The organism is Microcoleus sp. Pol17C6 (assembly GCF_036701145.1).
Classification (GTDB): Bacteria; Cyanobacteriota; Cyanobacteriia; order Cyanobacteriales; family Microcoleaceae; genus Microcoleus.
The window spans coordinates 1-25,528 of the sequence record NZ_JAUBQH010000015.1 but is presented as its reverse complement, the minus strand read 5'-3'; the positions used below and the strand labels follow the sequence as shown (position 1 = coordinate 25,528).

Sequence of the window (25,528 nt, the reverse complement as noted above, 5' to 3'; positions counted from 1 at the left end):
AAAATATGTTTTCTAAGTTAATAAAATTAAATATTAGAAATAGAATGCTGCTGGCTTATGTAGCACCTGCAACTATATACTTGGGTTTTCCCGTCCTAGTTTATACAACTACTAATCAGGTTTTGAATAATTTTGCAGAAGTAGAAAGGATTGAAAATGTAATCAGACACACAAGTGATATGTCCGCAGGTGCTGAACAAATGGTACGCGGAATGCGCGGGTATTTAATTAATAAAAATCCCCAGTTTTTAAATGATTTTCAAACAGGGGGAGAATTAGCTCGGGAGTCGGGGAATAGTGCGGAGTTGAAAATGGAAAATCCTGAACAGAGAATGCGTTTAGAGAAGATGCTAGAGCTATGCAACGAATATTATGACGGTTCTACCGAAATAGTTGCTTTATTACAAAAAAATAATAGAACCGCAGCATTGGCTCTCTTTAACACCGGAAAACAGACACGATTTGTGGATGAATTTGTGGAAGTAAATAAGCAATTTCGCGCACTAGAAGTAAAAGCGATTAAGCAAGCTACAGAAAAAACGAAGCAATCCTTAATTTTCTTGATCTCGGCATTGGTATTTGGTTCCGTGTTTTTATTGGTGTTAGGTGCGGTTATAGCTTGGGTGATTTCGTCAGGAATTGCCCAAACTATCGATCGGGCAATTAGCTCGATCGCCGCTTCTTCCACTGAGATTGCAGCCACCGTGGAAGAACAGGAACGGATGGCAAGTCAGCAAGCAGCTTCAGTAAATCAAACTACTACTACAATGGACGAATTGGGAGCATCTTCTAGGGCGACATCACAGCAAATAGAAACCGCCGTGGTTCAAGCAATGCAAGCTTTGAATTTAGCTGGAGGTGGCACAAAAGCTGTAGAACAAACTTTAGAAGCAATGGCAACTCTGAAAACTAAAGTTCAGGATATCCAAGGACAAATTATAGAGTTGAGTGAACAAACAGATCACATTGGTAATATCTCAACTGTAGTTAGCGATTTGGCCAATCAAACTAATATGTTAGCACTCAATGCTGCTGTTGAAGCAGTGCGGGCGGGAGAACACGGTAAGGGGTTTGGCGTGGTGGCGTCAGAAATTCGCAAACTTGCCGATCGCAGTAAAAAGTCAGGAGCTCAAATTAATCTATTAGTTGCTGATATTCAAAAGGCGATTAACTCAACGGTAATGGTGACAGACGAAGGAACTAAAACAGTGGAGTCTGGCGTGAATATTGCCTCAGAAACCGCAGCGGCATTTGCAGGAGTTGCCAATGCCATTAACAATGTGGTTTTGAGCTCTCAGCAAATTTCGCTGAATGCCAAACAGCAATCGATCGCGATCGAACAGGTAGTGCAAGCTATGAACTCTCTCAATCAAGCCGCAGCCCAAACCGCTTGCGGTATCAGTCAAACTAAAGTCGGTACTCAAAAATTGAATGAAGCAGCCTTAGATTTGAAAGCAGTTTTGTAGGAGATCGATGAATTATAAATAGTTCCCAAAAAATGCGAAATATATCCTTAAAAATTAAATCAATTGCTTTGGCGATCGGCATCGCTACAATTCCAGCGATATTAACGGGAGTAATAACTTGTTTCTTGGCCAATCCGAACCTAATCTCAAATCAGCAGTGTAGTTAGTTGTAAGTTATTATTTGGGAGTTGTTATTTTTACTTTACTACCAATTCCCAATTACCCATACTTGGGCTAAGCGAGCGTACAATTTTCCAATTCCCAATACTTGGGCTAAGCGAGCGTACAATTTCCCAATTCCCAATACTTGGGCTAAGCGAGCGTACAATTTCTCAATTCCCAATACTTAGACTATGCGAAGGTACAAGTTACCAGTAACCAATTCCCCGTAACCAATGATGAACAAATTTTTCCAAAAAATGCAACACCGACTGCTCCTCCTCCTAATTTTAAGTACATTGATTCCAGTATCTATTGTTGGTTGGTATGGAATTTCTTCTTCAACAGAAGCATTACAAAATTTAGCATTAATAACCCTTAGTGACAGTGTTGATTCCACCGCAAATCAAATGATTAACAAATTTGAAAATCTGAGAGCTGATATTTTGTTTCTTCGTAAAACTCCCCCAGTCCAGGGAATGATTAGAGCTAGAGAAGGAAATGGAGTAGATAAACAAACAAATTCTACTTATAAAGATTGGGTTTATCGAATGCAACTCACATTTTTATCCCTGATGGAAGCCAAGTCATATTATATGCAATTGCGTTACATAGATAACAGCGGTAAGGAGATCGTGCGCGTAGATTCTGACGGCACAAATATTAAAGTTATTCCAGATTCTCAACTACAAAATAAAGCAGACAGAGATTACTTTATGGCAACTAAGAAGCTAAAATCAGGAGAAGTCTATGTGTCTTCTTTAGAGCTAAATCAGGAAAGGGGGAAAATAGAAATTCCTTACAAGCCAACAATTCGCTACGCAACTCCAATTTTTAATTCCAAAGGAGAAAGACAAGGTATTTTGATTAGCAATGCTCTGGGTAGCACTCTGATCGATAGGGTTAAAAATTTTAATCATGAATTATCAGATCAATCTTTTATCTTAAATCAAGATGGGTATTATCTGGCTCATCCCAATCCGAAAAAAGCATGGGGATTAGAACTAAAAACCAAGGAAAATGTCACAAATGATTATTCAGCAGACATTGTTGCTAAAATAATCTCAGGTGGCGAGGGAAATATTGAGAATAGGGATCTAGTAATTAGCTATAATACAGTTTTTCCCAGCAAACAAAATACCAAGAAATTTTTAGTAGTTGTGGATACTTCACCCAAGAAATTGCTATTCAATTCTATTGATGATCTTCAAAAGATAGCAGCGATTATTGCTATGGTTTCTCTGGCTGTGGTGCTGGGATTTGGATGGTTTTTTCTGCAAAAGATTGTTGCTCTCATTCGGGGGCTGATTTACCAAATCTCGTCATTTTCCCTGGAAATAGAATCTAATATGAGTCGGCAAGAGCAAATAGCAGATAGGCAATTTGTTTCGGTTAATCAAACAACTATAACTCTAGAAAATTTGGGCAGATCTTCTCAGCAAACAGCCGAGCAAGCTGAGTCTGTTGCCATTGCCGCTCGCCAAGCTTTAAATCTAGCCGAAGAAGGTACTAAAAAGGTAGATCTAACTCTCAATCAAATGCTGAATCTTAGAGAAGCTGTGGTGGCAATTTCTCAGCAAAATCATCGACTCGACGACAGCACGAGTCAGATTGGCAATATATCGACTCTCGCAAGTTTGGTTAGCGATTTAGCCAGTCAAACTAATATGCTGGCTCTCAACGCCGCTGTCGAAGCAGTCAGAGCCGGCGAGTACGGTAAAGGTTTTGCGGTGGTAGCAAGCGAAATTCGTAAGTTAGCAGATGAAAGCCAACAAGCAGCACAAAAGATTAATGGTATTATTCCAGAAATTAAGGGCGCGATCGACTCAACGGTGAAAGCAACTGAAGATAGTCGCAAAACGGTTGCAGAAGGGGTAAAAACAGCACAAGATACGGCAGAAGCTTTTACGGGTGTGAGGGAAGCTTGCAATCTGGTGTTTGCTAGCAACCAGCAAATTTCATTTAATGTTAAACAGCAGGCGATCGCGATTCAGCAAGTAGGTGATGCGATGATTTCTATGAAGGAATCAGCGTCTCAAACAGTCAGCGGCATTACTCAAGTAAAAATCGGTACTCAACAACTCACAGAAGCTGCATTTAATCTTAAAGAAGTAGTGTAGTCATGAGTCATTAGTCATAAACTATGAGGCATTAGTTATTAGCAATCGACTGATAATTCAACATAACTATCATTACCAATCACCCATGAGCCATGCTCAATTCCCTATTACTCAACAACATATATGATGATTGAAGATCAAGAACTTCGAGATGTATTTAAAGTCGCTAGTCAAGAACACTTACAGAAACTAGACGACGGATTGCTGTACTTAGAACAACATCCGAGCGACTTAGCTAAGGTAGAACAATTGTTGCGAGAAACCCATTCTCTTAAAGGTGATGCTGGGATGCTAGGCGTAAAAGATGTAGCATCTTTAGCTCATCAAATGGAGCATATTTTGGGAGCTGTCAAGCGGGGAGAAACTCAACTGAATTCCGATATTAGCGATCGACTTTCGCAAGGTTTAGACGCCATGCGAAAACTCGTTAACGAAGCCGTTACCGGCGAAGATTCCGGCGTTAATACTTTTTACATCCTCGCTAGCATGATGGGTGCTTCTAGTGAGTCACAGCCACAGGCAGCAGCCTCAATAGTAGATTACTCATCTTCACAAGTACCAGAACAACCGTTGGTAGAACTGCCATTTACTGAGCCTGTTACCCCAGAACTAGAAACAAATGTTGAAACTTCTGAAGTCCTTAACTTAGAGAAAAATTCCTCTTTTTTACCACCCCTACAATCCAAGCCCGAATTTCTACTGCAAGCTCAAAACTTGCCTGCACCTTCTGGGCGCGCCACTGAGTCGGCTTTGCAGTCGGCAGTTACTGCATCATCAACCTCATCTTACCGCATTGAAACCATTCGCGTTGCTACTCAAAATTTAGACGATTTAATGACTCAAGCAGGGGAACTTACTGTCACAAAAACTCGGCTAGGACACCGAGTTGCAGAGATCGAACAAATTACAACTTTGTGGGAAGAGTGGAGCCGAGAATATTTTGTAACGAGCTTGACTGTTGATCGGATGCAAATAGATGAAAACGGTATAAAAGCCAACGGTAAATTTAGCCAATTGCAGGATTACTATCAACGTACAGAAGAACGTTTAGAACGTCTCGGAACTTTAGTCAACCGCTTGAGAAATCGAGTTTATGAAGATACTGCCAGACTCGAATTAATCGCTGAGGCACTAGAATCAGGAATTCGCACTCTGAGACTGCTGCCTTTGTCTACTATTTTTAATTTATTTCCTCGAACTGTTCGAGACTTAGCAAAACGGGAAGGTAAAGAAGTTACATTAGTGATTGAAGGAGGCGAAACTACAGCAGATAAACGCATTTTAGAGGAAATGAAAGACCCTTTAATGCACATGATTAGAAATGCGATCGACCACGGCATTGAAACTGTTGAGGAGCGGAAAAAACTAGGTAAACCTCCCGTGGCTACTCTCCGAATTAAAGGCTATAATATTGCTAGCAATATTATTATTGAAGTTGCTGATGATGGCCGGGGACTAAATCTAGAGAGCATTAAACAAACGGCGGTAAAACGTAATATTTGTACGCTTGAACAACTGGCAGAGATGACCGAAACTCAAGTACAAGCTTTAATTTTTACTCCAGGTTTTTCAACCAAGAAATTTGTTACCGAAGTATCGGGTCGCGGCGTGGGTTTAGATGTAGTTCGCACTAATGTTGAAGCCCTAAAAGGTAGTATTCAAGTAGAGTCTTTACCGGGAAAAGGATGCACTTTGAGGCTGCAAATCAGCACGTCTTTAGCTACAGCAAATGTATTAATTGTCCTAGTTGAAGACATTCCTTATGCTCTGCCAGTCGAGTTTGTAGACACGGCACAACAGGTGGCTCAGTCGGAGATATTTGCTATAGAAGGTAAGGAAACTATACTTTCCAATGGTCAGCCTCTGTCAGTGGCTCATCTGACAGATTTACTAGAATTAAACAATAGAAAATGGTGGGACAAAAATAGGAACTTGAGACAGGAAAACGGGAGCGAACTTCAGAGAAAAAATCACAACTACTTCCGAAATTCAACTTCTTCAAAAATGCCTTGTATTGTTTTAAAAGTTGGGGAGGAAAGATTGGGATTATTTGTAGATGCTTTGATAGACGAACAGGATGTGGTGATGAAACCTCAAAGTCAATTGCTGAAACGGGTGCGAAATGTTTCGGGTGCCACAATTCTCGGTACAGGGGAAGTTTGCATGGTACTCAATCCCCACGATTTGATAAAATCTGTACGCCAGCAAGTTTCGTCCCGTGGGGTTTCTGGTGCGCGATCGCAACTTGAGACTGCCAGCAGAAAACAAGTTATACTATTAGCAGAAGACTCGATCGCCACGCGCACTCAAGAAAAGCGCATCCTGGAAGGTGCGGGTTACGAAGTTGTGACTGCGGTAGACGGATTGGATGCTTTCCATAAATTAAAAACTCGCGATTTTGATGCTGTGATTTCTGACATACAAATGCCAAATTTAGACGGTTTGGCCCTGACTATTAAGATTCGGGAGCAAAAAGAATACAGTGAGTTGCCGATAATTTTAGTGACCTCTTTGGCATCGGATGAAGATAAAAAAAGAGGGGCTGATGCGGGGGCAAATGCTTATATTCCTAAAGGTACTTTCAATCAAGATGTGTTGGTAGATACACTCAAAAGGTTAGTTTAGTCATTAGTCATTACTCCTTGGTTATTAGGCATTTGTTATTTACTACCAATTAGCAAGCCCAATGCCCAGTGCCCAGTGCACAATTACCAGTGCATCGATGCTGATCCAGGCCCAATACTTTGACTACGCGGTTACTGAGCGACTCGTGCTGAGCTTAGCCAATCGCCCTGCGCGCCTTGCCCGCTCAGCTTCGCCGAAGAGAAGTAAGTCGAAGGGCAGCACAAGTGCCCTATTTCCCATTCCCCATTCCTCATTTCCCATTCCCCATTCCCCATTTCCCAGCAAACTGATGTTATCGCCCATTAAACTATTGTTAGTTGAAGATTCTCCAGTAGTTACGCTCGTCCTCAAACGAATTTTTGAGTCCTCGCCAGACATCCAAGTTGTAGGAACCGCTTGCAACGGATTAGAAGGACTAGAATTAATCCCCAAACTTCAGCCCCAAGTAATCTGTACGGATTTGAACATGGCACCAATGAACGGGTTAGAATTTACGGAAGAAGTAATGAAGAAATATCCGCTACCAATTTTAGTAATTAGTGCTTCAGTACAAGCGAATGATACTCAGAATGTATTTCAAGTGTTAAAGGCGGGTGCATTGGATGTTTTTCCGAAACCGATTGGCGGGTTGGTATCTGATTACGCTCGCCTAGCCAATCAATTAATAGCTAAGGTGAAAATACTCTCAGGAGTTAAAGTATTTACACGGCATCAAAAAAAGATGCCAACAGAAGATAATAATCAAATAGTAAAAATCAACCAAGCACCAGTTCCTAATTACAAATTCTCCAACGAAAATGTTAAATTTTCACCTATTAAAGTATTGGCTATAGGGGCTTCGACAGGCGGGCCGCAAGCACTGTACGCGATTATTTCTAAACTTCCCGCTAGTTTTCCAGTGCCTATAATTTGTGTCCAGCACATCAGTGAAGGTTTTTTGCAAGGATTAGTTGATTGGCTGGGTTATGAATCGAAACTGCCTGTTAAGATAGCTGCTTTTGGAGAATTGCCACAAGCAGGAACTGTTTATTTCCCGCCAGAAAAGCGTCATTTAGAATTGGACGCTCAAGGGCGATTTGTTTATTCAGAAGCTGCTCATGCTGCGGGACACTGCCCTTCTGTAACGGTGACATTTAAGTCGGTAGCTAATTTTTATAGTCGGGCAGCAGCGGGGGTTTTGCTGACAGGAATGGGTAGAGATGGTGCTGACGGAATGTTGGCGATCGCCAGAGAAGGGGGGTTGACAATCGCCCAAGACGAAGCTAGCTGCATTGTCTTCGGAATGCCCAAGGAGGCGATCGCCCTCGGTGCCGCCCAATATGTTCTACCTGTCAGTGCGATCGCCCCCCTACTCTTGGCTAAATTAAAAATTTAGGACTTACCTCGCAAATAGTGCAGAAGGGCCCGCCCCTCGACTTGTTAAAGAAGTCGAGGATCAGAGAGCGCGAGCGCAACTTTTTAGTTCATTAATTACTCAAATTACTTCATTAATTACTCAAAACTGATTTTTTTTCCTAAGTCCGATTATTTGATTTTGATAAACTTACCAATTACCTCGCGCAACTTATCAGCATCAAACGGCTTAGTTAAATACTCTGTTGCTCCCGCCAAACGCCCCTGTACCTTATCAAAGGCTCCATCTCGTGCTGTCAGCATTACGATCGGCAAATTCTGAAACTGAGGCAAGCTCCGCACCGTGCGGCAGAGTTCCAATCCGTCAATACCAGGCATCGAAACATCCAGCAACAAAACAGAAATTTGTTCGTGATAAATCGTTGACAAAGCATCCACTGCATTGTCGGTTACGAGAACTCGAAACTCTTTGCTTAAGGCCTGTTTAACAAGTCCTTGCATCACGACGCTATCATCAACTGCCAAAATAGTTGGTACTTGACTGCTACTTGCAGACATATTCTTCTCCCTGTTTATTTATAGTTCTTGAAAATACAAAACATACTTCGTTCAGTTATTTTTAGAGAGTTGCCTCTACCCAATAATTGTCAACTCCGTTGGAGAGTTAGTTGAAGCTTTACCCCTGTTTTTTTACCTCAAACTCGAAAAAAGGGATTGGGAGAGTGGTCGATCGGCAATTACAACAGTTGCAAAATGTGCATCAGGGCCCAGAAACCCTAAAAGGTCGAGTTTGAACAACTATTGTTACAAAGTTTAACATCTTACCAATCTTTTGTAATTCATCTCCTAACTGTAGTTGAACTACCGGCTAAGGCACAGCTCGGTAAAGGACACTGGTATTGTGGCACAAACCCCTGATTTAAATCTACCAGCAAGCCAGCTACCCACGATTAGACAAGTCTGTTAAAATACAATTAAACTGATAAAAAAATTCTAGGTAAGCAATAGTCATATATTTTGGAAAGCTGCTTCCTCCCAACAGAGGCTCTTAGATTTAGAGAGCCGGAGGTATTCAAAAGCATAGTCAACTGGAAGTATAATTTATATAGTCTTAGATCTGGGGTGCTCTAACTCCGATAACTCAAAAGTTTCCCGATCAGTCAAGAGGTTAGTCTGAATTTGGCGCAAGCAACCTGCGCCGAACTTGCGCCCCGAGTCTCCCAGCACAGAATTCATAGCTTGTTTTTCAAGGGAAGTATTGAGAAGGGCGGTTGCCAGCAACTAAACGGGCAGTTACACATGATGAAAGCACCCTTGCCTCTTGGTAAAAAAGTGTTCAAGCTCCATAACATTGATTTGTATCAGCTTCTTGGCTCTGATCCAGAGGCTTGCTTGGACAGTTTGGTTAGTTTGGCAGCTCATATCAGCCGAAGTCCTATTGCTTTCTTGAGCTTGATTGACGGTAACCGCCACTGGTTGAAGTCGCAGTTAGGTATCGATCGAACTTTGGCCCAGCGTTACCTGAATTTTTGCGATCGCGCCCTAGACCCAACTCCCGAAGATTTCCCCCAGAGTTCAAACTCAAACTCGGAATTTGACCGGGCAATTTCCCTGCAACAACCGCCCGTTGCTCCCGAATTTGCGATCGAACTTCCTATAAATTCCTTTAAAGAACTGCCTGCCGCCATTGTTCGAGACGCTTCCACAGATATGAGATTTGGCGATCATCCGCTGATCGTTTTCTACCCCTTCGTGAAATTTTACGCCGGAATCCCAGTTGTTAGCTCAGAGGGGCAGGTGCTGGGAGTGCTATCCGTCATGGACTCGGTGCCGCGAGACTTGACAAAAGAAACGATAGAAGCTATGCAAGCTTTGAGTCGGCAAGTTGCGAGTTTGGTGGAGTTGCGCTGGCAATTAGTCCAAGCCCAGAAACAGTTGCCAGAGGTAGAAGATATCACCTCGGAGAGCCCGCAAATCTCGGAGTTAGTTCCTGGCTCGAACCGCGACAGCTTGTGTGCCGTCCATACGCCACAGAGCAGCATGAGAATATACGCAACAAAAGAGCTCCCAACGCTGGGGGAAACAGGCAAATCTCAATATGTGTGGGAAGCTTCAGCGGGCATCGGACACGCGGACGATACCCAACAAATCCGAGAAATCGTTGCCGGCCCCCGCGACACCTCCGATCGCCAACTAACGGCAGCGTCCCTACAAGAGCGATCGCGCTTGGGAACCCTGCAAGCTAAAGTCGGTGCAGCCCTCGGACAAGGCGGGAAAATATCGGTCATCCTCAACCGCTGCACTGAGGCAATGGTAGAGTACCTCGACGCCACAGGGGTGAGCATCTGGACTTTTAACTTGCAGACAGAGCGGTTAGAATTGCAGGCCAACTCAGGACTTAGCAGCCAAGAGTGGGCACCGGAAATAGAAGATTGGGTGCGAACAGAAGCCGGAAACCTCCAAACGGCTCCTGTGTGCCTACTGTCGAACCCGTCTCTTTGCACCATTGCCTATCCGCTGATTGTGGAAGAGCGACTGGTGGGAGTGATGGCTCTGTGCAGTAGCGCTTTGGCAAGCGAGGGAGCGCTAGAAGTTCTCGGCTGCATGACTAACGCCATCGCTGTGGCGATTGATCGCCACGCAGCCCGAGAAGAATTGTTGAGCCGCCGGGAAGGCTTGCTGTTCGGCCTCGCCAGCCAGATGCGAAATTCCCTCGACCTCGACAAAATTTTAGATACGGCTGTCAACGAAATTCGCAGCTTGTTACAGGTTGACCAGTGCTACTTTTTGTGGTATTCCATCTCGCGAGACGGGCAGCCAAGCTTTGCAATCACCCACGAAGCGGCAAATCCCGAAGTGAAAGACCGGCTTACAGAATACCCGATCGAACAAGTAACCCTGCTGGCCGAGAAAATTTGCCACCGCCAAACGCTCCGGATTGGCGACGCGGCAACAGCACTCTGCATCGAACAGCCGACGCGAGATTTTTTGACCAGTATCGGGATTGTTTCTAACCTGCTGCTGCCGCTCAAGACTCGCTCCGGTCAAATGGGGGCTGTAGTTTGCAACCATTACAGCAGCCACCGTTCCTGGGCGACGAGCGAAGTGGAATTGCTGCAAGCGGTGGTGGATCAACTGGCGATCGCGATCGACCAAGCCGAACTCTACGCCCAAACCCGCGCGGCAGCCTTAGCCGCCCAAACTCAAGCCCGCCAACTGACGGAAACTTTGCAGCAGTTGCAGCAGAAAGAAGCTCAGCTCATCCAAAACGAAAAAATGTCCTCTCTCGGTCAAATGGTCGCCGGCGTCGCCCATGAAATTAACAATCCGGTTAATTTTATTTACGGCAACTTGACTTATTGCAAGCAGTACATGAAAAATCTGCTGGATTTACTGCACTTGTATCAAAAGCATTACCCGGAGCCTTGCCCCGAAATTCTCGACAAAAGCGAAGAAATCGATGTTGATTTCATAGTGCCGGATTTGCTGAAAATTCTGTCTTCAATAGAGATGGGAACTGAACGCATCCGCCAAATTGTCCTGTCTCTGCGGAACTTCGCGCGGCACGACGAAGCAGAAATGAAGCTGGTGGACATTCACGAAGGAATTGACAGCACGCTGCTGATTTTGCAGAGCCGCGTCAAGTCAAATGGGCTAATACCGGGAATTGAGGTAATTAAAGACTACGGTAACTTGCCGAAGGTAGAGTGCTATCCCGGACAGCTCAACCAAGTATTTATGAATATTTTGGCGAATGCGATCGACTCTTTGGAAAATCAGCCTCCACCCAAGACGATCAAAATCTCGACGGCGGTGGTGAACCCAAACTCGGAGGCTGATGAGTCAGGAAAGTCAAGCGGTCAAGTTGTGGTGATTCGGATTCAAGACAGCGGGCCCGGATTGGCCGAAAAAGCTAAATGCCACTTGTTTGACCCTTTCTTTACCACTAAACCTGTGGGCAAGGGTACGGGACTCGGCTTGTCTATTAGCTACCAGATTGTGGTGGAAAAACACGGAGGAAGCTTGAACTGTATCTCGAAACCAGGACAGGGAGCGGATTTCAGGATTGAAATCCCGGTAGCTCGCCCCCGTGCGATCAGAGCATAAACCTGCGGGCGATCGCTTCCAAAAACATTTTTAAAATTTTCTTGTCAAAATGCTTGACAGATTGCTGTGTTTGAATGTTAAGATAGTGAAGGTTAAGACGTTGGGGCGTCGCCAAGTGGTAAGGCAGCGGGTTTTGGTCCCGCCATTCAGAGGTTCGAATCCTTTCGCCCCAGTTAAATTGTGTCAGGTCAATCAATTGTTTAACTCATCGTTGAGAGTTAGCGATCGACCGACGGGAGACAAACAACTTCCTAACTACAAATCTAATTAGGACTTACTCACAGGATATAAGAAACTGGGTTTCTTGCTGCGGGTTTTACCTAAAATCCTAGATTTGTGGTCAAGAAATTGGTTTTTTTGGTCGCCAGTGCCCATTTTTCGCAGAAACCGTTGTTTGTGCGTAATCTCACTTCTGACTGCGCCGAAATAGTATAGCAGAAGGAAGAAGGAAGAATCAATAAAATCAATCGTTTCAGCCATTAACAGCGTCCTAACCGTCGGGCGCGGTTGCTATAAAATCGAGTTAACATTCAACACTCATATCAAATCCGGTTGCATTGGAATGATTAAACCAATCTTGATGCAGAGAATACAGAGGAAGAGAACAGAGAGATGAATAATTCCGATGCAACCGGATTTGAGATCAACCATCCTTCAGTTTTTCAACTAATAGTCAACATTCAACAAGCCCTACTCCATATCACTGCAAAGTGCTGGGGCCACGAGCGTTTAGCCGATCGAAAACGTATCGGGAAATGGCCGGAAAAGCTGTTTCGTCCTTGGCATAAGCCGGATCGTCTGCGAAAACAACTAAGATATAAATCGCGCGATCGTCTAAAGTTCTGACAAAGGCCGCTTCGCTGCGGGATTTGGAAGTATAGCCTACTTTGGAACCAAAATAAATATTAGTTGGTAAAGATTCGCCCAGAAATCCTTGTATCGAATTGCTAGGGTCATTTTTCCACGCCTTGGGGTCTAAGTCTCTCGTTAGCAAGTAAGCCATTTTGCGGCTGGCGACGCTGGAAACGGCTTGTCTAGTATAGATTTCATATATTAATCTGGCGGCTTGGTCGGTAGTTACTTGATTACGAATCGGCTGAGAAGCATCGCCCCGCAATTGCAAGTCGCGACCGATTGGTCCTTCTTGTCTTAAATAGTATATGGGATAATTTTTGGTGCTTATACGAAGATCATTGTAGCCTGCAGACTGGAAAAATGTGTTAATTTGAGTGCGCTTTTTCAGCCATGTTTGCAACTCTTCTCCTGCGAGCCGTCCGCCGGATTTTGTATCTGTGATTTTGTCTAAAAGCCTGCTAGCAGAATCGTTGTTGGAGATGCGAATCATTTGCTCCAGGTCGTTTTTAAAGGCAGATTCTTTTTGCGTAATGAGGCCTTTTTCAATGGCTGAGTAAAACGCTGCCATCCAAAATAACTTGGCAACACTAGCGGGAAATCGGAGAGTTTGATTTTGATATCCGGCGAAGGTGTGAGTTTTGGAATTGCTAACATCAAATAAGGTAATTGATAGCCGTTCTGCAGGCAATCCTTTGCTGGTTGCAATTTTCACAGATTCATCAACAATCCCTTGCAATTCTTGAGAGTAAACGGGATTGGGAGGTGTTTTGATGTTGTAGCTAAACGTAGGCTCGCTTTGACGATCGGCTAAATTTTCCGATGGTTCAATTGTCGGAGGCGAGAGTGCTTCTTGAGGCGAGACGGCCTGTTGAGCCAAGATGACTGGCGGTTCTGGGGGACGGCGAATTCTGAACGGTATTGTGACAATCCAACCGATCGCGATCGCCCCGGCGATTAAACACAAAATGTTACGGTATTTTAGCCGAGAAAATTTCGTCCTCACTCGGCGACGAGAAGGCACTGGGCTTTCGCTGCTTTGGCGTCGGCGTCCGACTGGGCGCTGGCTGCTTTGGGGTCGGGATTGGATTAGACCTGTTGCATGAATCTTTGCTCGATCGGTCAACCTCAGATACAAGGGAGATGAACGCAGATTAACCCAGATAATTTCAAGAATTGAGAGCGACTTTTGCAAGAGGTCTATGGGGCGTCGGGTCTGGATTGGGCGACGAGATGGGACTGGGCGCTCGGTGCTTTGGCGTCGCGACTGGACTGGACGCTCGGTGCTTTGGCGTCGGGACTCGATTGGGCGTTGGGGCCCGATGGGGCGGCGTCGGCGTTCTACTTGCATTACAGTTTTGTGCTATCAAACTCGCACGATCAGTTTATAATAGGGCGGCATCTAAATGACAAGTGTATCGATCTAGTCCGCTGTTGCCAATTTTATCGGTCTACTAGGCTGATTGAGACTTCTAGTAATTGTAAAATGTAATTGTAAAATTTTCAGGATAGCACTGAGTTGAAGCAAAATCCTTTGAAAAACATGAGAAATTTTTGGAGTCTGGCTGTTTTGGGATTTGCGATCGTCGGCGTGAATAACTCTTTGATACCTGATGTTTGGGCATTTCAGTCTCAATCTGCTACGGGATATGTTGTCGAGCGACAAACAGCAGGACAGGGCGCGGATTTAGCGTTTTCCTTGACGGGAAAAAGCGAAAATCTGGAAATAACAAACAACCAAACTGTTTCCAGTTTTCCGAGTATGTTTTGGGACTTCAACAATTTAGCGGAAATTTCCTATTCCGAATTGCTGAAGGTGCTGGCGAGACGCTCGGACTCAAATAATACGGAGAGAGAAACCGTTGCACAACCTGAAGACATAGCACGTTTTGAAAAGGTTGTACAGTATGCAAAACAACAAAATTTGCACGATCGCTCGATGGGAGAAATCGTCCAGGCGATCGCCGATAATTTCCTAGGAAAGCCCTACGCCGCGGGTTTGCTGGACAAATCCGGCGAAGAAAAGTTGCTCATAACTTTGAATAAATTTGATTGCGTTTTGTTTGTAGAAACCGTTTTGGCGATCGCGAGGGGCGTAGCAGTACAAGATTACGACTATCAAAATTTTGTAAATCGCATAGAAGAACAGCGGTATTTAAACGGTAAAATCAACGGTTATTGCAGCAGATTGCACTATTTTTCCGACTGGATTAACGACAATCAAAAACGGCAAACAGTAGAAAATATCACGGCTGAATTAGGCGGAGTGTCCATGAATAAAACACTAAATTTCATGAGCCAGCACCGCAGCAGTTACCCGCAAATGGTCAAAGACGAAGCAACTTATCAGTGCATAGTCAGCCAAGAAGCAGAATTAGCAAAAACTACTGTTAATTACATTCCGACAAATCGGATAAAAAGTGTTTATTCTCAGTTAAAACCAGGGGATATTGTAGCAGTAGCTACGGATGTTAAAGGATTGGATGTCACGCACACAGGTTTAGTTTACCGCAATGCTGACGGCAATATGGGCTTAATTCACGCTTCGCCGGCTGGGGAGGTGACAGTTGCTTACGACTTGCAGAGATATATTAGGAGAGTCGAAAGTGCGATCGGCATTGTAGTCGCTAGGGCCAAAACACCTGATTAAATTAGTTTGTACTCCTAGGGTGCATCAGCTTGCATTATTTTAGCTGAAAATTTAAAATTTCTGTGCTGACGCACCCTATAAACTCTCTTGTGGGGTGGGCACGCGAGCTCGCCCGGAATATACAATTTCAATGCACAACAGCTTATTGAACAATTTCGCTGCGAGATACCTTACTACTTCTAGCAGGATTTGGCGTTAATTCCGGCGGCGAAACTTGAACACTTCCCCACTCATTCAAAAAGCTTTTCAGCAAAACCTCTTGCTGAGTGCGAAATGTCTCGACATTTGCCCCTCCATTCATAATCACAAACCACACAGTTTCTTGTTTTTGAGTTGGCAGGGCTCCGCCCAAAGCGCTAACATTATCCAACGTGCCAGATTTGACTACTGCTAATTTGGGAAGCGCCCGTTCTGCCAGTATTCCTTGATCTTTCCCAACTACAGTTAAGACATCCGCAACTGTCATGCTGTAAGGTTCAAGATAGCGTTCTAAAGCTATAAATAACGCGCAAGCAGCCCGGGGAGAAATGAGATTTTCTTCGCTCAATCCCGAACCGTTGACGAGTTGAATTTCTGCGGGAGGAACTCCGGTTGCTGCTGCTGCTTTTTGCGCGACTGTTTTGGCGCCGCCGACAGTATCAGCTAGCATATCTGCCATGAGATTGTTGCTGTACTGATTCATTTTTTTGATCAGTTCGGTAAGGGGCAAAGAATAATGTTTGACTAAAGGCTGCACATCGTTGGGAGATGCTGGCAAAACTTGTACAGTACCCTCAATGGCTATTTGGGGTTTCGGCGTATTGGGAGGCAGGGTTTGATACTGGGCGGCGGCTTCGCTGGGCCAGATTTGACTGTTCAATCCTTGTTTGAGCAATTCTCCCGATTTGAGGGGATCGAGTTCAAAGTTCATGTAAAACTTATCGACAATTATCAAATTGCCACTGACTCGCTTGATCCCTTTTTGATTTAAGGCGTTACCGAGGGCGATCGCCTCTTCCCATACAAACAACGGGTCGGCGTTTCCCTGTACAATTAAATCGCCTTTTAATACGCCGTTTTCAATTTTTCCCGTTGTACCAATTAAGGTGATAAATTCATGTTCCGGCCCGAATTCTTGCAGGGCTACCAGAGATGTTGCTACTTTGGTAATAGAAGCGGCTGACAGAGGAACTGTACCTTGATGATTGGCTAGCAAAGTATTGCCAGATTGCATCCAGACGCCTTGGTTTTCTTTGGCAAAACCTTGGGCTGCCAACCCGTTAAGATATTGCTGGATTTTGGTATTTGTGGCGGTTTCGGGATTGCTAACAGAGACTATTAAGGGCTGAGGTTGACTTGGTTTAACTGGGGGCGGAGAAGATTCAGCTACAGGAGTGGGAGATGCAAGTTGAGGTGATTCAGTAGCTGCACATCCGGCAATAATTGTGAGAAGGGCGATCGAACTCGCAGCAGTTAAGTAGGGGTTTTTCAGCATTACCTTAATTTTTTTCATCAAATGTACGATCGTCTGTTCGGCACGCCCGATGGAAATTTTAGCACTAGCCAGCGCGTTGTAGAGCCTCCGCATCTGCGTTACCAGAATTGCGAACTGCTAACATTACCTCTCTTCTTCTCCATCTTCCTTCGCGTTCTTCGCGTCTTCGCGGTTCGTTCAATAGAGATTGTTTAAAGACTGCGGAATTTTATACCAATAGTCCGGACTGTTTTTAGTTCGTAGTCTGAAACCCTCGATTTTTCGTTGGTAGCTCGATTGCCTTGGAGCAGGGAAACCCTTATTCTACGGTTGGTAATCAAAAACTGTCCGAAGTATTGAAATCTAAAATCTAAAATCTAAAATCTAAAATAGTCTGATCTTCAGCGCCTGGGGCCTTCACCCCAGGCCGATCGCTCTCACAAATTTTCGATAAACTGGTTTATCCGGCCATACTCCCTATACTCAGCGGCACCATTTCGCCGTGCATCGTCAGGCCTAATAACATCGGCCCGCCCGGTCGAATCAACTCTCCTGTAAGCGCGCAGCGTTCCTCCTGCTGTGCTGTGGCATTAATGCTGGCTCGAATATCCGATCGAGAAAACATCTGGCGATACTCTCCAGACTTCTGCTGCACGTAATTCCAGAGCAAATCTCGAATCAAAGCTTGATAGCCTTGATTGCCCGCGAGCTCTTTAAGTCTCTCCTTGAGCTCTCTTTCTAGTCGAATGCTGGTGACTTCCATTTCGGTGGTTGAGGTTCTAGGTAGGGTATGCATAATTTTTTCTCCGTGACGGGTGGACATATGTGTAATATCAGTGTAGTATGTTTACAGCTAGATTGAAAGCCTCTTAACCACCTTCTGCCTACAGTGAAATTTCTCCCCACCTACTCCACCTATCAACTGAAGTGCGATCGCCCCACAGGTCACTCCGAGTCGTTACAGCACGTCTTTAGCACGGGTTTTGCGACTGTCGCAGCGACCTCGTGGGCGGGCTTGGGCCTAATTAAACGCGGTTATAGTGGATTAGAACAAATTGCAGAAATTAATTACAACGAGGTAGACCGGGACGGTCTGCAAGTGGCACAGCCACATCGAGATACGCGAAGCGGGAGGTACAGCTAAACGACTGTACCAAGACAGGATGAAAATTTGCATGAAAGCAGTTTTTCTAGCCCCCGCTTCTAAGTAAGAGAAGCGGGGGCATTTGATTGGATATTTGAGAAATTCGATCCGCTTGGGGAACTGGGAAAAAACCAGATGTAGCCAATGCTGACGAAGCAAGCAAAATTCAAAATTCAAAATCTAAAATCTAAAATCCAAAATTGATGAGGAGGAGCAAGCCGTGACCGTAGTAACTGATGTATTGAGGCAATCTGTGGTGGTGTTTTCTCAGAATTACCTACCAATGAGCCGTGTCAACATCAAACGGGCGATCGTACTGTTGGTAACAGGCAAGGCTGAACCTCTCGATTTTAGCATCGGCAACGGCTGGCTGGTGCGATCGCCCAGCACCAGCATCCACGTACCCGAACAAATCCGCTTGACTTTTGGTAACAGGGAACGCCTGTGGAAAGTGCCCCCGGTCAATCGCCGGGAAGTTCTGCGCCGCGACGCTCATTCTTGCCAATACTGCGGTAGCAATCGGCATTTGACGCTGGATCACGTGATGCCTCGATCGAAGGGCGGCCCGCATACTTGGGACAACGTGGTGACTGCTTGCGAAAGGTGCAACTCTCGTAAGGGTGATCGAACTCCCATAGAAGCTGGAATGTCTCTGCGAACTAAGCCGAAGGCTCCTATACACCCCACTGTTGCTTTTGCCGAACTGTTTTGGCACGAATACCAAATTGGGGAATAGGGCATGGGGCATGGGGCATGGGGCAGGGGGGATTGGTAATTGGTAATAGCTAATAGTTAATAGCTAATTCAGTCCTGTAATTGAAAAGGATTTTAGTTCGGAATAGCAAACTTTTCATTCCGACCTATCCAATGCCCGATGCCCGATGCCCGATGCCCAATTCCCAATTCCCGATGCCCAATTCCCAATTCCCGATTTTCAATTTTAAACTTTCAATTCCAAATTTAGGGCTGTCAATATGCTGAAGTTGACTTACACTGAAACGGGCTTTAACCTAGAGCGTTTGGCTCAATCTCCCGAACAGTTAGTGGCGCTGCGAGTTGTGCTGGCTATGCGAGTTGGTCAAAGCATCAGCGTCGAACCGAGCACTGCGGCATTTTTGCTGCCCGCGAATTTGCCGGCGCTGTCTCTGTTGGAATCTGAGGCGCGCCGAAACGACAATGATGCGATCGAGCTTTGTGTTGCGGATACTGACTTTGTAGAAGTGACTCTGCGCGGTACGTGGATTTCTGAGGCGTCTGAGGGGGCTGACGGCGTGTTTGCGACTGTGTTGGGCGATCGGGTGGAGCTCTTGCTGCTCAAACTCTGGCTCGAAACTCAGGCTGCTGCGGAGGTTGTCGGGGAAGTCGGCGATTAATATCGGATGTGGAAGGAAGAGGGAAAAAGGAAGAGGGAAATATTTTCTTCATATCGGACTCCCCCACTTTTTCCCCTTCTGGCGATGTCAGTGGCGCACTCAATTCCATTCTCCTTGCAGCCCAAAAGCGGCCCAATAATAAGGAGATTGCCATTCTGGAAGCTGTAGCACTTCGATTTGCGCCGATCGCAGTGCCGCAGCAGGCGCCAATTTATCTTGGAGCATTTTTTTGTAAAATCGTGTCATCAGCTCAGAAGTTACTTGGTCGTCAACACTCCACAAAGAAACCACCACACGCGGCGCCCCCGCATACATAAACCCTCTCGTCAAACCCACCAACCCTTCTCCTTTAATTTCTTTTCCCAAACCCGTCTGACACGCGCTCAGCACCACCAATTCTGCAGGTAAATTGAGATTGAAAATATCATTCAGTCGCAAGTAGCCATTTTGTAAAGAGCCTTTCTCATCAACCAAAGAAAGCACCAATCCCGACAATTCTGGATGTCTGCTATTAGCAAATCCGTGCGTAGCGAAATGAACAATGCGATATTGAGATAAATCGGGATTGGTTGCCGTGGTACGATTAGCAGTAAAGTCAAACGCTGGTTTTTCCAAATCATCGGGAACCAAAGCCAGAATTTGCTCAGCTTCAGTTCGCGAGAAAGGTAAGCGAGTCCAATTAATGTTAGCCTCTGATGCAGATCTCTGTAATTGTTGCGCTTCCAAGGGCAGATTTTCAACAGTTTGATTCCTCGTTACCTGCGATGTACTCGTGCCTTTGAGCCGTTCATCGTCAGTGCTAAAAACTGGATCGGCAAACAAGGCGATCGTCTTTGGAGCCGGTTGACGAGTCGCCATATCCCGCCGCAGAATAGCTAAAGTTGAAGCAGAAGGCAGATTAACAATTTCATGCTTAACTATTAGCGGCGCTTCAGATTTTTCCAGAGTAAGGGCGCCAAAAGGGATGTATTGCAAGGCTCCATCCGCAACAATTAGCAAGCGCTTGTTGCCCAACTCAGAAGCAACTGGAGCGAGGATCATTTGGCTTATAAGTGCAGCAGATTCGGCAACCATTTGAGGAGAGGTTCTCGTGGTCTCTTTGGTTAAAGTATCGCGGAAATTCTTAGCCGTAGCTTCAATCTCGGTGCGAGAAGGAAGTTCGTAACTGGTGAAAGAAGTTTTCGTCACCGCCCACAAATAACTGCGCTCCTCACCCAAAGAATATTCTAAAAGTAGCGTATTGTCATCGATTACCTGTTGTTGAATTTGTTGCAAGTTGAGAGGTTCGGGATATTTGAGAGCAGCGTAACGAGGACTGTTGGCGCGAATTTTAGCTTCTATTTGAGCGAGTTCCTTAAGAACTGTGTCGATTTTTTGTTGAATTTCCTCCCGAGCTTCTTGCGTAGATTGAGCGATGACAATTTGGTATTTGCGAGTCTGAAAATCACTAAGTTGTTGTTGCAAATTTTGTTCTTGTGCTAGCAGTTGCGGGTCAACACCTTGGCGAATATTTGCGCTGGCTTCGCTGAGGAGTTCAAGCAGACTGCGGGCACGGGCACGTTCGCTAGCATGAAAGGCTTGTGCGTCGTAACCTTTATCGGGATTTTTCTGGTGCAGTTGCATCAACAAATCGATGTAAAACTGGTAATAATCTTGGTTGCGGGCAAAGTAAGACTGCCGCAGTTCTTGGCTAGCGATTTGAGTGCGGAGGTTTTCAATAATATTAATGGCGGTTTCGATTGGTGTTTTGGCGGCGGCGAGGTTATTTTGTTGGCGGTTTAAGATGGCAAGATTGTAGAGGATGTGCGCTTCTTCTGTTTTGTAACCGAGTTGTTGGGATAGAGATAAAGCTTGGTTATAGTTTTCAATGGCGGTAGAACTTTGCCCTAAAGCAGCTTGTATTTTCCCCATTTGGTTGAGGATTGTGGTTTCTTTTACTTTGTCGTTTAAGTGTCGGGAGATGCTCAGGGCTTGGTTGTAGGCATTCAGGGCCGTTGACCATTCTTTTGAAGCGATGTAGGTGCTACCAAGGCCAGTTAAGGCAGTAGCTTCTGCTGCTAAATTACCTGCGGGTCTGGAGATTACCAGGGCTTTGTTGTAGGAGTCTAGGGCATTTTTCCAGTTTCCTGTAGCAGCGTGAATATCACCCATGCTGTTGAGGGTATTGGCGACTGTTGCTTGGTCATTTAATTGATAGAATAATGGTAATGCTTGGTTATAGTAATCCAGGGCGCTTGTCGGGTCAGCTAAATGGATGTAGAGTTGACCAAAACTGTTGATAATGGCGGCTTCTTCGGCTTTGGCACCGGCTTGTTGCGATAAGGGTAATGCTTGATTGTAGGAGTCGAGGGCAGATTGAAATTGTCCGAAATGGGCGTAAATTTTACCCATTGAAAGGAGAGTTCGTGTGGCTTGGGCAGAGTTTTGCTCTGCACGATAGCCTGCAAGGGCTTCTTCTAACTTTTGAAGTGCGAGTTGTCTAGATTCGACACTACCTTGGCTAGAAAGTTGAGTTCCTTTGATAAAGGCGACTTCAGCCGCAGAAACTTTGATGCCCGTAGCAATATCCCAGACACGGGCAGTTCTATCCTGACTAGCCGTGAGGATTTGCCGCCCATCGGGGCTAAATTCTGCATGGTTGACCCCATCCTCATGTCCTCGAAATATCGCTAGAAGATTGCCTTTTACATCCCACAGACGGGCGGTTTGATCCTCACTGGTGGTGAGGATTTGCCGGCCATCGGGACTAAATACGGCGCTGTTGACAGAACTGTCATGATCTCGCAATACTGCTAGGAGATTGCCAGAAATATCCCACAGGCGGGAAAGTCTATCATTACTGGTGATCAGGATTTGATTGCCATCGGGGCTAAATACTGCACTCTCATCGTGACTGGAACCTTTATATACATCCTTCTGTCCCCGAAACTCTGCTTTGAGATTGCCTTTGGTATCCCACAGGCGGGCATTTCCGTGGAAATCACTGCCTAGAGTAAGAATTTGGCGACCATCTGGGGTAAAGATTGCACTTTCGACACTGTTCTCATGCCCCCGAAACTCTGCTTTGAGATTGCCTTTGGTATCCCACAGACGGGCGGTTTTGTCTAAACTGGCGGTGAGGATTTGACTACCATCGGGACTAAAGACTGCACTGTTGACATCATTCTCATGTCCTTGGAATATAGCCAAGAGATTACCTTTGGTATCCCACAGGCGCGCGGTTTTATCTATACTAGCGGTGAGGATATGGCGACCATCCGGGCTAAATACTGCACTTTCAACATCCTGCTGGTGTCCCTGGAACTCGGTGAGGATATTACCTTTGGTATCCCACAAGTGGGCGGTTTTATCACCAATTGTCAGGATATGGCGACCATCCGGGCTAAATACTGGTTTTCTGACCTCTTTCTTAGGGGCTTGAAACTCGTTTAGAAGAGTGCCTTTGGTATCCCACAGGCGGACGGTTTTATCGGTGGTGGTGAGGATTTGGCGACTATCCGGGCTAAAGACTGCACGCTGGACTCCATACTTATCGTCCCGTAACTCTGCTAGTTGAGCGCTATTTTTAGATACGCTTTCCCGAAAAGTTTGCAGCGCTGCCATTTGCTGGGCTTGGGCAGCAATTGCTACTGATACATCCCACAGACGGGCGGTGCCATCAGAACTAGCGGTGAGGATTTGACTACCATCGGGGCTAAATACGGCACTTGTGATACCTCTTTCATGCCCTCGCAACGCAGCCAGGAGATTGCCTTTGGTATCCCAGATTCGGGCGATTGGGTCTATTCCATTTGCAGCTTCAATACTGGCTGTGAGAATTTGGCTGCCATCGGGACTAAAAACTGCACTGTGGAGATATCTTTCATCTTCCCGAAACTCTGTCAAGAGATTGCCTTTGGTATCCCACAGACGGGCGGTTTTATCTAAACTAACCGTGAGGATTTGACTCCCATCCGGGCTAAATACGGCTGTTGTGAGTCTCTCTCTATGCCCCCGGAACACAGCCAGGAGATTGCCTTTGAGATCCCACAGGCGGGCGGTTTCATCATTGCTAGCGGTGAGGATCTGGCGACCATCCGGGCTAAATACTACACTTCTGACCCCATCCTCATGTCCCCGAAACTCTACCAATAGATTGCCTTTGAGATCCCACAGGCGGGCTGTTTTATCGTTACTAGCAGTAAGGATTTGCCTGCCATCAGGACTAAATACCGCACTTGTGGCTATTCCCCCCCATACTTTCTCAGGTGGTTGCAACTCAGCTAGGAGATTACCTTTAAGATCCCACAGGCGGGCGGTATCATCACCACCACCATTACCACCAGCGGTGAGAATTTGGCGACCATCGGGGCTAAATTTTGCACTGTAGATTCCTAAAGAGCCACTCCCCCGCAACTGAGCCAGGAGATTGCCTTGGGTATCCCACAAACGGGTAGTGCTATCATTCGCATCAACACTACCAAAACTAATGGTGAGGATGTGACGACCATCGGGGCTAAATATTGCGCGGCTGAGCCCCTCCTGCCCCTGGAACTCGGTTAGGAGATTGCCTTTGAGATCCCACAGACGGGCTTTTTTATCCTGACTAGCGGTGAGGATTTGCCTGGTATCGGGACTAAATACGGCACTGAGGACATCACTATTGTGCCCTCGGAATATTGCCAGTTGAGCGTTATTTTTGGACACGCCTTCCTGAAGGCTTTCCTTGACAGCTATTTGCTCGGATTCGGCAGCAATTGCGGCTGACACATCCCACAGGCGGGCGATTTTATCCCAACCTAATGTGATGATTTGCCGGCCATCGGGACTAAATACTCCCCAGACGAGATCCTTATGCCCCCGCAATTTTGCCAACAGATTGCCTTTGGTATCCCAAATTTGAGCAGTTCCATCCATACTACTGGTAAGGATTTGGCGACCATCCGGGCTAAATCCTGTTGCAATCGAGACAGAACTCCAGTGGGAATCTCCATGCTGCCCGAACACAGCGAGGAGATTGCCTTTGGTATCCCAAACTCGGACTTGCCTACTATAGGTTAGGATTTGCCGACCATCGGGGCTAAATATTGCATTTTGGACATGATTTTCATGCCCCTGGAACTCGGTTAGGAGATTACCGTTGGTATCCCACAGGCGGGCAGTTTTATCTAGACTAGCGGTGAGGATTTGCCGTCCATCGGGACTAAAGACTGCATTGGCGACACGATCCTTATGCCCCTGGAATTCTTTGAGAAGATTGCCTTTGATATCCCATAAGCGGGCAGTTCCATCCGAACCTACAGTAAAGATTTGGCGACCATTAGGGCTAAATACAGCTTTTGGGCGGACTGGTGCGCTAATTCTTGCTTTATGCCCCTGGAATTCTTTGAGAAGATTGCCTTTGATATCCCACAACCTGACAGTTTCATTCCCAAAGTTACTACTGGTTAGGATTTTAGAACCATCGGGACTAAACACGGCACTTATAACTTCACCCCGCTCCTGATCCCCCCGGAACTCTTTGAGGAGATTGCCTTTGATATCCCATAAGCGGACTCCATACTCAGTAGTAGTGAGAATTTGGCTGCCATCAGGACTAAATATGGCTGTACTGAATCTGGTTCCTGGCAAGCCTCCCGATCTACTTCCCGCTTTATCTCCCTGGAACATAACTAGGAGATTGCCTTTGGTATCCCACAAGCGGGCGGTTTGATCGGCACTAGCGGTAAGAATTTGCCGACCATCGGGGCTAAATACGGCACTGGTTACCTTCTCCTCATGCCCCACAAACATGGCGAGTTGCCCGCCAAATGCTTGCACGGGTTGCTGCGTTCCTGATGGGTTGGGTTTTTCCGTTGTCGGTGATTGGGATGGTGTGGCAATCCTGGGTTGGCCGCTGATGGGGATGCTGTAGGTAGTAGCGAATACAACTCCCATCACCAGAGGGAGACAGCGATGCACTTTTCGGTATTTATCTGGCAGCATAATTGTTTTTTGGGAGAGTTAAGAATTGGGAGAGGGGGGTCAACTAAACCTGTCTCTAGCGAATCCGTAAAAGCCAAAAGCTATAGTTTCTTTTTGGATAGGCAAATCTGCTTAGCGTTGGCTCATTTTTTACAGAGGTCATCAAAATTAAGATGGGCTGGGGGTTAAGCTGCTACGCAGCTAAACCGGATAAAATAGCATTGCCTTTATTTTTGATTTTTCGATCCCATTTAATAACCATTTCTCCTTCATTTAATAATCT

General features: G+C 45.7%; 16 protein-coding genes and 1 tRNA gene. 10 read left to right on the top strand and 7 right to left on the bottom strand.

Going from position 1 to position 25,528, the window contains the following annotated elements:
• Nucleotides 1-5 precede the first annotated feature (5 nt).
• Nucleotides 6-1,466, top strand: a complete 1,461-nt coding sequence (locus QUA25_RS09970) for a methyl-accepting chemotaxis protein (protein WP_333037298.1) — start codon at nucleotides 6-8, stop codon at nucleotides 1,464-1,466.
• A gap of 205 nt (nucleotides 1,467-1,671) precedes the next feature.
• Here the strand turns inward: QUA25_RS09970 and QUA25_RS09965 are convergent, their stop codons facing one another.
• On the bottom strand, nucleotides 1,672-1,794 hold the full coding sequence (locus tag QUA25_RS09965) for a hypothetical protein (RefSeq protein WP_333037297.1): 123 nt from the start codon (nucleotides 1,792-1,794) through the stop codon (nucleotides 1,672-1,674).
• A gap of 241 nt (nucleotides 1,795-2,035) precedes the next feature.
• On the opposite strand from QUA25_RS09965, the gene QUA25_RS09960 reads away from it, so the two are divergent.
• Together QUA25_RS09960 and QUA25_RS09955 are read left to right on the top strand one after the other, a co-directional pair.
• Entirely contained in the window at nucleotides 2,036-3,745 is a 1,710-nt protein-coding gene (locus tag QUA25_RS09960; RefSeq protein ID WP_333037296.1) for a methyl-accepting chemotaxis protein, read from the top strand.
• 126 nt (nucleotides 3,746-3,871) lie between these two features.
• Nucleotides 3,872-6,370, top strand: coding sequence for a hybrid sensor histidine kinase/response regulator (locus tag QUA25_RS09955; protein WP_333037366.1), 2,499 nt, complete (start codon nucleotides 3,872-3,874; stop codon nucleotides 6,368-6,370).
• A gap of 123 nt (nucleotides 6,371-6,493) precedes the next feature.
• Here the strand turns inward: QUA25_RS09955 and QUA25_RS09950 are convergent, their stop codons facing one another.
• Nucleotides 6,494-6,673, bottom strand: a complete 180-nt coding sequence (locus QUA25_RS09950) for a hypothetical protein (RefSeq protein WP_333037295.1) — start codon at nucleotides 6,671-6,673, stop codon at nucleotides 6,494-6,496.
• Between QUA25_RS09950 and cheB the strand changes: the two genes are divergently transcribed.
• Entirely contained in the window at nucleotides 6,660-7,745 is a 1,086-nt protein-coding gene (cheB, locus tag QUA25_RS09945) for a chemotaxis-specific protein-glutamate methyltransferase CheB (protein ID WP_333037294.1), read from the top strand. The two genes, QUA25_RS09950 and cheB, sit on opposite strands and share 14 nt — an antisense overlap.
• A 149-nt stretch (nucleotides 7,746-7,894) precedes the next feature.
• Here cheB and QUA25_RS09940 read toward each other — a convergent pair whose 3' ends face one another.
• On the bottom strand, nucleotides 7,895-8,281 hold the full coding sequence (locus QUA25_RS09940) for a response regulator (protein WP_015175702.1): 387 nt from the start codon (nucleotides 8,279-8,281) through the stop codon (nucleotides 7,895-7,897).
• A gap of 741 nt (nucleotides 8,282-9,022) precedes the next feature.
• On the opposite strand from QUA25_RS09940, the gene QUA25_RS09935 reads away from it, so the two are divergent.
• Both QUA25_RS09935 and QUA25_RS09930 read left to right on the top strand, forming a co-directional pair.
• Nucleotides 9,023-11,830 (top strand): GAF domain-containing protein, encoded by a 2,808-nt coding sequence (locus QUA25_RS09935; RefSeq protein WP_333037293.1) that lies wholly within the window; start codon nucleotides 9,023-9,025, stop codon nucleotides 11,828-11,830.
• A gap of 101 nt (nucleotides 11,831-11,931) precedes the next feature.
• Nucleotides 11,932-12,003: transfer RNA gene (locus tag QUA25_RS09930), tRNA-Gln, on the top strand.
• A 527-nt stretch (nucleotides 12,004-12,530) separates the two neighbouring features.
• On the opposite strand, the gene QUA25_RS09925 is transcribed toward QUA25_RS09930, so the two are convergent.
• On the bottom strand, nucleotides 12,531-13,706 hold the full coding sequence (locus tag QUA25_RS09925) for a serine hydrolase (protein WP_333037292.1): 1,176 nt from the start codon (nucleotides 13,704-13,706) through the stop codon (nucleotides 12,531-12,533).
• 519 nt (nucleotides 13,707-14,225) lie between these two features.
• Here QUA25_RS09925 and QUA25_RS09920 point away from each other — a divergent pair.
• Nucleotides 14,226-15,332: an N-acetylmuramoyl-L-alanine amidase-like domain-containing protein gene (locus QUA25_RS09920; RefSeq protein WP_333037291.1), complete on the top strand. Its 1,107-nt coding sequence runs from the start codon at nucleotides 14,226-14,228 to the stop codon at nucleotides 15,330-15,332.
• A 142-nt stretch (nucleotides 15,333-15,474) separates the two neighbouring features.
• Here the strand turns inward: QUA25_RS09920 and QUA25_RS09915 are convergent, their stop codons facing one another.
• Nucleotides 15,475-16,806, bottom strand: coding sequence for a D-alanyl-D-alanine carboxypeptidase (locus QUA25_RS09915; RefSeq protein ID WP_445242213.1), 1,332 nt, complete (start codon nucleotides 16,804-16,806; stop codon nucleotides 15,475-15,477).
• A 439-nt stretch (nucleotides 16,807-17,245) separates the two neighbouring features.
• A complete protein-coding gene (locus tag QUA25_RS09910; RefSeq protein WP_039886507.1) occupies nucleotides 17,246-17,581 on the bottom strand; it encodes a ribbon-helix-helix domain-containing protein in 336 nt (111 codons plus the stop codon).
• Between the two features lie 93 nt (nucleotides 17,582-17,674).
• Here QUA25_RS09910 and QUA25_RS09905 point away from each other — a divergent pair, with 93 nt between their 5' ends.
• The 3 genes from QUA25_RS09905 to QUA25_RS09895 all read left to right on the top strand — a co-directional run bounded on the left by QUA25_RS09905 (nucleotide 17,675) and on the right by QUA25_RS09895 (nucleotide 19,302).
• Complete coding sequence (locus QUA25_RS09905) at nucleotides 17,675-17,929, top strand: hypothetical protein (protein WP_333037290.1); 255 nt, start codon at nucleotides 17,675-17,677, stop codon at nucleotides 17,927-17,929.
• 220 nt (nucleotides 17,930-18,149) lie between these two features.
• A complete protein-coding gene (locus QUA25_RS09900; RefSeq protein WP_190660760.1) occupies nucleotides 18,150-18,665 on the top strand; it encodes an HNH endonuclease in 516 nt (171 codons plus the stop codon).
• Between the two features lie 238 nt (nucleotides 18,666-18,903).
• Nucleotides 18,904-19,302, top strand: a complete 399-nt coding sequence (locus QUA25_RS09895; RefSeq protein WP_333037289.1) for an alr0857 family protein — start codon at nucleotides 18,904-18,906, stop codon at nucleotides 19,300-19,302.
• 99 nt (nucleotides 19,303-19,401) lie between these two features.
• Here QUA25_RS09895 and QUA25_RS09890 read toward each other — a convergent pair whose 3' ends face one another.
• Nucleotides 19,402-25,266 (bottom strand): CHAT domain-containing protein, encoded by a 5,865-nt coding sequence (locus tag QUA25_RS09890; RefSeq protein ID WP_333037288.1) that lies wholly within the window; start codon nucleotides 25,264-25,266, stop codon nucleotides 19,402-19,404.
• Nucleotides 25,267-25,528: the final 262 nt, after the last annotated feature.

Bases quoted from the DNA above. Each gene is read 5' to 3' on its own strand.
- QUA25_RS09970 (WP_333037298.1), top strand. From the start codon at position 6: ATGTTTTCTAAGTTAATAAAATTAAATATTAGAAATAGAATGCTGCTG.
- QUA25_RS09960 (WP_333037296.1), top strand. From the start codon at position 2,036: ATGATTAACAAATTTGAAAATCTGAGAGCTGATATTTTGTTTCTTCGT.
- QUA25_RS09955 (WP_333037366.1), top strand. From the start codon at position 3,872: ATGATTGAAGATCAAGAACTTCGAGATGTATTTAAAGTCGCTAGTCAA.
- cheB (WP_333037294.1), top strand. From the start codon at position 6,660: ATGTTATCGCCCATTAAACTATTGTTAGTTGAAGATTCTCCAGTAGTT.
- QUA25_RS09950 (WP_333037295.1), bottom strand. From the start codon at position 6,673: ATGGGCGATAACATCAGTTTGCTGGGAAATGGGGAATGGGGAATGGGA.
- QUA25_RS09940 (WP_015175702.1), bottom strand. From the start codon at position 8,281: ATGTCTGCAAGTAGCAGTCAAGTACCAACTATTTTGGCAGTTGATGAT.
- QUA25_RS09935 (WP_333037293.1), top strand. From the start codon at position 9,023: ATGATGAAAGCACCCTTGCCTCTTGGTAAAAAAGTGTTCAAGCTCCAT.
- QUA25_RS09920 (WP_333037291.1), top strand. From the start codon at position 14,226: ATGAGAAATTTTTGGAGTCTGGCTGTTTTGGGATTTGCGATCGTCGGC.
- QUA25_RS09915 (WP_445242213.1), bottom strand. From the start codon at position 16,806: ATGCTGAAAAACCCCTACTTAACTGCTGCGAGTTCGATCGCCCTTCTC.
- QUA25_RS09910 (WP_039886507.1), bottom strand. From the start codon at position 17,581: ATGCATACCCTACCTAGAACCTCAACCACCGAAATGGAAGTCACCAGC.
- QUA25_RS09895 (WP_333037289.1), top strand. From the start codon at position 18,904: ATGCTGAAGTTGACTTACACTGAAACGGGCTTTAACCTAGAGCGTTTG.
- QUA25_RS09890 (WP_333037288.1), bottom strand. From the start codon at position 25,266: ATGCTGCCAGATAAATACCGAAAAGTGCATCGCTGTCTCCCTCTGGTG.